Source organism: Actinomycetota bacterium, from assembly GCA_018333515.1.
Lineage (GTDB): Bacteria > Actinomycetota > Aquicultoria > Aquicultorales > Aquicultoraceae > Aquicultor.
The window spans coordinates 1-4,997 of the sequence record JAGXSZ010000034.1 but is presented as its reverse complement, the minus strand read 5'-3'; the positions used below and the strand labels follow the sequence as shown (position 1 = coordinate 4,997).

The window sequence follows — 4,997 nt, the reverse complement described above, 5'->3', positions numbered from 1 at the left end:
ACCTGGCGGGAAATTAAACGATCGCTATGGAAAGGATGAAATACATGAGTGCCTTATTTCCCGATACCCATCCAAAAATGGAAGCCTTGCAAATTGAATTGTGGCGGTCGGCCAGCCCCACCCGTAAAATGCAAATGCTGGCGCAGCTCAACCAATCGGCTCGTTTGTTAGCGTTGACAGGTTTACGCTCGCTATATCCCCAAATCGGCGAAGCTGAACTGCGGCGCAGATTGGCAGGACTGCTGCTTGGGGAAGAAATCGCATGTAAGGTTTATGGGGAACTGCCCGATGCAAAATGAACCAATTGAAGTCACAATCCGGGTCACCCAGATTCTCGAAAAACTGAATATACCCTATCTCATTGGCGGTTCACTTGCCAGCACTCTTTACGGCATGGTGCGCACCACCCAGGATTCAGACATCGTGGCCGAAATGCAGCTTGAGCATCTTATACCGTTGGTTACAGCTTTGCGAGATGAATTCTATATGGACGAAGAGATGATCGCCGAATCAATTCAGCGGCATTCAAGCTTTAACATCATTCATCGCGAGAGCATGTTCAAGGTGGATGTTTTCATTCCTCACCCGCGACCTTTTTTACAATCTCAACTCGCCCGCGCTCAAAAGCAAACCTTTCAATTTGAAAATGAAGTCAGCGCAAATTTTTGCGGTCCCGAAGATACTATCCTGGCCAAACTCGAATGGTATCGTCTGGGCGGCGAGGTGTCGGAGCGGCAATGGCGTGACATTCTTGGCGTTCTGAAAACGCGCGCCAGTAAGCTCGACCTGGGTTATTTGAGAAAATGGGCGAATGATCTAAAAGTCAGTGATTTGCTGGAACACGCCTTGAAAGAAATGGAATAAGACAATATGGGTAAACCGTTAGAAAATCACCTTTACCTCTGCGCTGCCGACCGAGTCGTATGTACGGGTACACTCTTCCGTGCGCCCGAAGGGGCGTAAGTTCCGGCCGGTGCTTGCCGGTCCGCGGTAAGCCCTTTTTCGAGTTAAGAGCATAGGAAGTGTTCTTCCAACTGGGAGAACGCTTTTTTATTCCATCTCGCACTGAGTGCACATCATGCAGAAGCACCTTTCAATTCAATGGACTGCGAACCGCTTTCGGCCCGCGGTTGAGGACATGGGTGTAGATCATGGTAGTCTTAACGTCTTTATGCCCAAGCAGTTCCTGTACTGTGCGGACACCTGCCCAGAACCGTAGGTGCTGGGTGTCATACCCGGCCTCAAGGAGATGCGTGGCAAAACAGTGCCAAAAAGTGTGGGGGCTGATAATAGGTACTATTTATGTCATCCATGTTTATCCCCTCAATCAAGCCAAAGGGTATACTATGGTCAATATTTCCATATAACCTCATCATGGGTGCAGGAGTAACTTCATGCTAAAACAGGAACAACTGACCCGCTTGCAACGTGCTTTACCAATCTTGGAGCGCGCAGATCCTCTGTTGGTACGCGAGTTCATCGCCCAGTCCTTCTTTGCGCGCATCCCGGCCGGCGAGGATGTTTTTATCGAAGGCGACCAGGCAGAAGCCATCGCCCTGCTCATCTCAGGGGTGGTGCGGGTATACAAAATTAGCGAAACCGGGCGCGAAATCACCCTCTATCGCTTTGGGCTGGGTGAATCCTGCATCCTGACCGCTAATGCCATTTTGAGTCGCAAATCCTTCCCCGCTATTGCCACGGTGGAAAAAGATGCCGAAGCAGTGATGATTCCCGCTGAAGTTTTTCGCGATTGGGTGAAGCGGCACGACCTGTGGCGCGAATTTATCTTCGACCTGCTCTCGGACCGCCTTTCGACGGTCATGGCGGTGGTGGATGAAGTGGTTTTCCAGCGTATGGATCGGCGCCTGGCGGCCTGGCTGCTGAAACTAGTAAGGTGGCAGAACCCGATTCGCACCACGCATCAGAATATTGCTGCCGACCTGGGCAGTTCACGAGAGGTGATCAGCCGCTTGCTAGAGGACTTTTCCCAGCGCGGCTGGGTGCTTGTAGAGAGAGGAACTGTTGAAATTCTGGATATAGACAGTCTGAATTCCCTGGCTGTTATGTGACTTTGTCACAGACAACTTGGGGTGAATCTCCTACAATGAGTGTATCCATTCAATCCAATTCAACCCAAAAGGAGATTTTCCTATGAAACGCAATATGTCCAACCTTGACCGCATTATCCGGGTCATCATCGCTGCCCTGTTTGCCTATCTATATTTTGGCGGAACCGTCACAGGCATGTTCGGTATTATCCTGGTAGTGCTCGGCGCGGTCTTTCTATTGACCTCCATCGTCGCGTTCTGCCCGCTCTACCTACCCTTCAAAATCAGCACCTTTAAAGGCTAATCCAACCATTCCCCCGGAACGGATGAGCAATCATTCGCTCGCTTGATTTTTATGAACCTATCAGACTTTCAAATCAAGATAACGCAAATGGGTAAGCCCGTGATTGTAGATTTCTGGGCGCCCTGGTGCGGCCCATGCCGTAGGACCAAACCTATCCTGGAAAAGCTTGCGCAGGAGTATGCTGAAACCGTGAATTTTCTGCCGATCAATGCCGATGACTCACAAGAAGTGCTCGAACAGTTCCACATATCGGGTATTCCTACTGTAATGGCACTGCGGGACGGGAAGATCGTTGGACGCGTAACAGGATCCCAAAACGAAACTGGCTATCGCGCCATGTTTATAGCTCTGGCCGATGGGTCGGAAGTAAAAATTCCCTTGACGCCCTTTGATCGTTACCTGCGCCTGGGGGCTGGTGCGCTGCTGTTCCTGGTTGCATTATTCACTGACAGCTGGCTGGTGGCTGGTCTCGGAGGGCTTGTTGCTTTTCTGGGGATTTACGACCGTTGCCCTATTTGGGGCGAGGTTTCCAAACTACTGAAGAGCGGTCGAAGCTGATCATGAAATGTGGGTGTTTATAATGGGTGGAAAAGCGTGGACTCCAATTCCGTCGGGCCGCGACTCTGCGTTCCTTAGATCGTTGTTGTAAGTACTCCCCCCGCGGACCGAGTCGTATGTACAGGTACACTCTTCAGTGCGCCCGAAGGGGCGTAAGTTCCGACCTGCGGGACTTAACGCCGCCTAATAAAGTAATTACCATGTATTTTCGGCCATCATCCCTATATACAGGGGTGAAAGGATAAATTCCATTCCCTACATCACCATGCCATGCCTTTCCGTTGCACGCAGAGGGGAGGCGTTTATATAGGTGACTACCATGAAATTCCGCTATTGGATAGCGGAATTTCATGGTATGATGCAGGTATGATTGACCGCACTCATCTCAGACAAACCGTCCAAAAGAAACTCGACGCCAATCGAGTCGTAGCCTTGATCGGCCCCAGGCAATCCGGCAAAACCACCCTGGCGCGAGAATTCATCTCCCCAAGCTCTGTCAATTATTTTGACCTGGAAGACCCATTAAGCCTGGCACTGCTCGACCAGCCCATGACTGCTTTGCAGGATCTGACCGGCCTGGTGGTTATCGATGAAATTCAGCGGCGTCCGGACCTGTTTCCCGTGCTGAGAGTGCTGGCGGATCGTAACCCGCTCCCTGCTCGTTTTTTGATCTTAGGGAGTGCTTCTCCAGAACTCTTGCGACAATCTTCTGAGAGCCTCGCCGGGCGCATCTCCACTCTTTCCATGAGCGGATTCAGCCTGGAGGAAGTGGGAGCGCAGGCACAAAACGCCCTCTGGCGGCGCGGTGGATTTCCGCTTTCATTCACTGCATCCAGCGAAGAAGCCAGCCTTGAATGGCGCAAAGATTTTGTATCCACATTTTTGGAACGAGACATTCCCCAATTCGGGTTCAGCATTCCTTCCACCAGTCTGTTTCGCTTCTGGAGCCTGCTGGCTCACTATCACGGGCAGGTCTGGAATGCGGCTGAAGCGGCTCGCACCTTGAACATCAGCGAAGGCACGGCGCGCCGGTATGTCGATTTACTTCAGAACCTGTTTATGGTGCGGCTGCTCCAACCCTGGTATGCTAACCTGGGAAAGCGGCAGGTGAAGTCTCCAAAAGTGTATATTCGTGACACGGGGTTGCTCCATGTTCTTCTGGGGATCCGCACCGAACAGGAACTGCTTTTGCACCCGCGCAGCGGCGCATCTTGGGAGGGGTTCGTGATCGAAGAAATGATCAAGGCGACTGCCCCAGAGGAAGTATATTTTTGGCGCACCCACTCCGGGGCTGAACTGGACTTGCTCATGATTAAAGATGGCAAGAAAATTGGCGTGGAGTGTAAACGCGTTGACGCTCCTCGGCTGACGCCATCGATGCTGGCGGCAAAGCAAGATCTTGAATTATCCACACTAATGGTAATTTACCCTGGATCCAAACGCTATTCATTGGCCGAGAATATCAGGACAGTGCCGCTTTCCAACTTGGCCGAAGAGGGTGTGGCGTGGTGAATAACAAGCGAAGTTTATAAAACCATACTTACCCAATTGGCGCGGACCGATTCGTATCTACGGCCATAAATTTAGACCGGTGATGCAGGAGGGTGGGTCAAAATGGTGAGGCGCTCTCTAGAGATGGGGGAGCGCTTTTTTGATTTACCGGTTCTGCGATCTTACTATTTTTACTTTTTGCCTCTTAGGTGTTCGCGATACCAGGCAATAGTTTCTTTTACGGCGGTATCGTGCGGGGTAGCCATATTGCCAAAGGTTTTTACAAATTTATCTGATTCGACAATAAATGGTTTTTCAAACTCATAAGCCATCTCTACCATCTCTCTGGCAATAGGAATGAACAAACCGCCCATAATCATCATCAACTTTCCCATTACCGTGAATCTTGGTTTCAATCCTGCTTCTTTAAAAAACAGCGTTACCAATTCACGCTGGGTCAAAGTAGGGGGGTTGGGCACGTGCCATGCCTGACCGAGAGCTTCATCGCGTTCACCTAAAGTTGCCAATGCCTCACCAAAATCACGGATGTACGTATAGGTATGTGGAAAGTCCAATGTGCCTGTCACTTCGGCGGG

At 50.8% G+C, this 4,997-nt stretch carries 7 protein-coding genes and 1 pseudogene; 6 read left to right on the top strand and 2 right to left on the bottom strand.

All coding sequences use genetic code 11. The features are described from left to right. Window positions 1-44 precede the first annotated feature (44 nt). Window positions 45-299 carry a hypothetical protein gene (locus tag KGZ93_09735; protein MBS3909880.1) on the top strand — a complete coding sequence of 85 codons (255 nt, stop codon included), beginning with the start codon at window positions 45-47 and terminating at the stop codon, window positions 297-299. Further along, window positions 289-864 carry a hypothetical protein gene (locus tag KGZ93_09730; protein MBS3909879.1) on the top strand — a complete coding sequence of 192 codons (576 nt, stop codon included), beginning with the start codon at window positions 289-291 and terminating at the stop codon, window positions 862-864. Before KGZ93_09735 ends, KGZ93_09730 begins: the two co-directional genes overlap by 11 nt. 229 nt (window positions 865-1,093) lie before the next feature. Here the strand turns inward: KGZ93_09730 and KGZ93_09725 are convergent. Beyond that, window positions 1,094-1,288 (bottom strand): annotated as a pseudogene (locus tag KGZ93_09725) (tyrosine-type recombinase/integrase). A gap of 106 nt (window positions 1,289-1,394) precedes the next feature. Between KGZ93_09725 and KGZ93_09720 the strand changes: the two are divergent. The 4 genes from KGZ93_09720 (at window position 1,395) to KGZ93_09705 (ending at window position 4,422) form a co-directional block, all read left to right on the top strand. Continuing rightward, entirely contained in the window at window positions 1,395-2,069 is a 675-nt protein-coding gene (locus KGZ93_09720; GenBank protein ID MBS3909878.1) for a Crp/Fnr family transcriptional regulator, read from the top strand. Between the two features lie 82 nt (window positions 2,070-2,151). Further along, window positions 2,152-2,352 (top strand): DUF2892 domain-containing protein, encoded by a 201-nt coding sequence (locus tag KGZ93_09715; protein MBS3909877.1) that lies wholly within the window; start codon window positions 2,152-2,154, stop codon window positions 2,350-2,352. Window positions 2,353-2,394: 42 nt separating this feature from the next. Beyond that, on the top strand, window positions 2,395-2,910 hold the full coding sequence (locus KGZ93_09710) for a thioredoxin family protein (GenBank protein ID MBS3909876.1): 516 nt from the start codon (window positions 2,395-2,397) through the stop codon (window positions 2,908-2,910). 366 nt (window positions 2,911-3,276) lie between these two features. After that, complete coding sequence (locus tag KGZ93_09705) at window positions 3,277-4,422, top strand: ATP-binding protein (GenBank protein ID MBS3909875.1); 1,146 nt, start codon at window positions 3,277-3,279, stop codon at window positions 4,420-4,422. Between the two features lie 170 nt (window positions 4,423-4,592). On the opposite strand, the gene KGZ93_09700 is transcribed toward KGZ93_09705, so the two are convergent. Continuing rightward, window positions 4,593-4,997 (bottom strand): NAD-dependent dehydratase (locus KGZ93_09700; protein ID MBS3909874.1); only part of this gene is annotated, 405 nt, incomplete at its 5' end.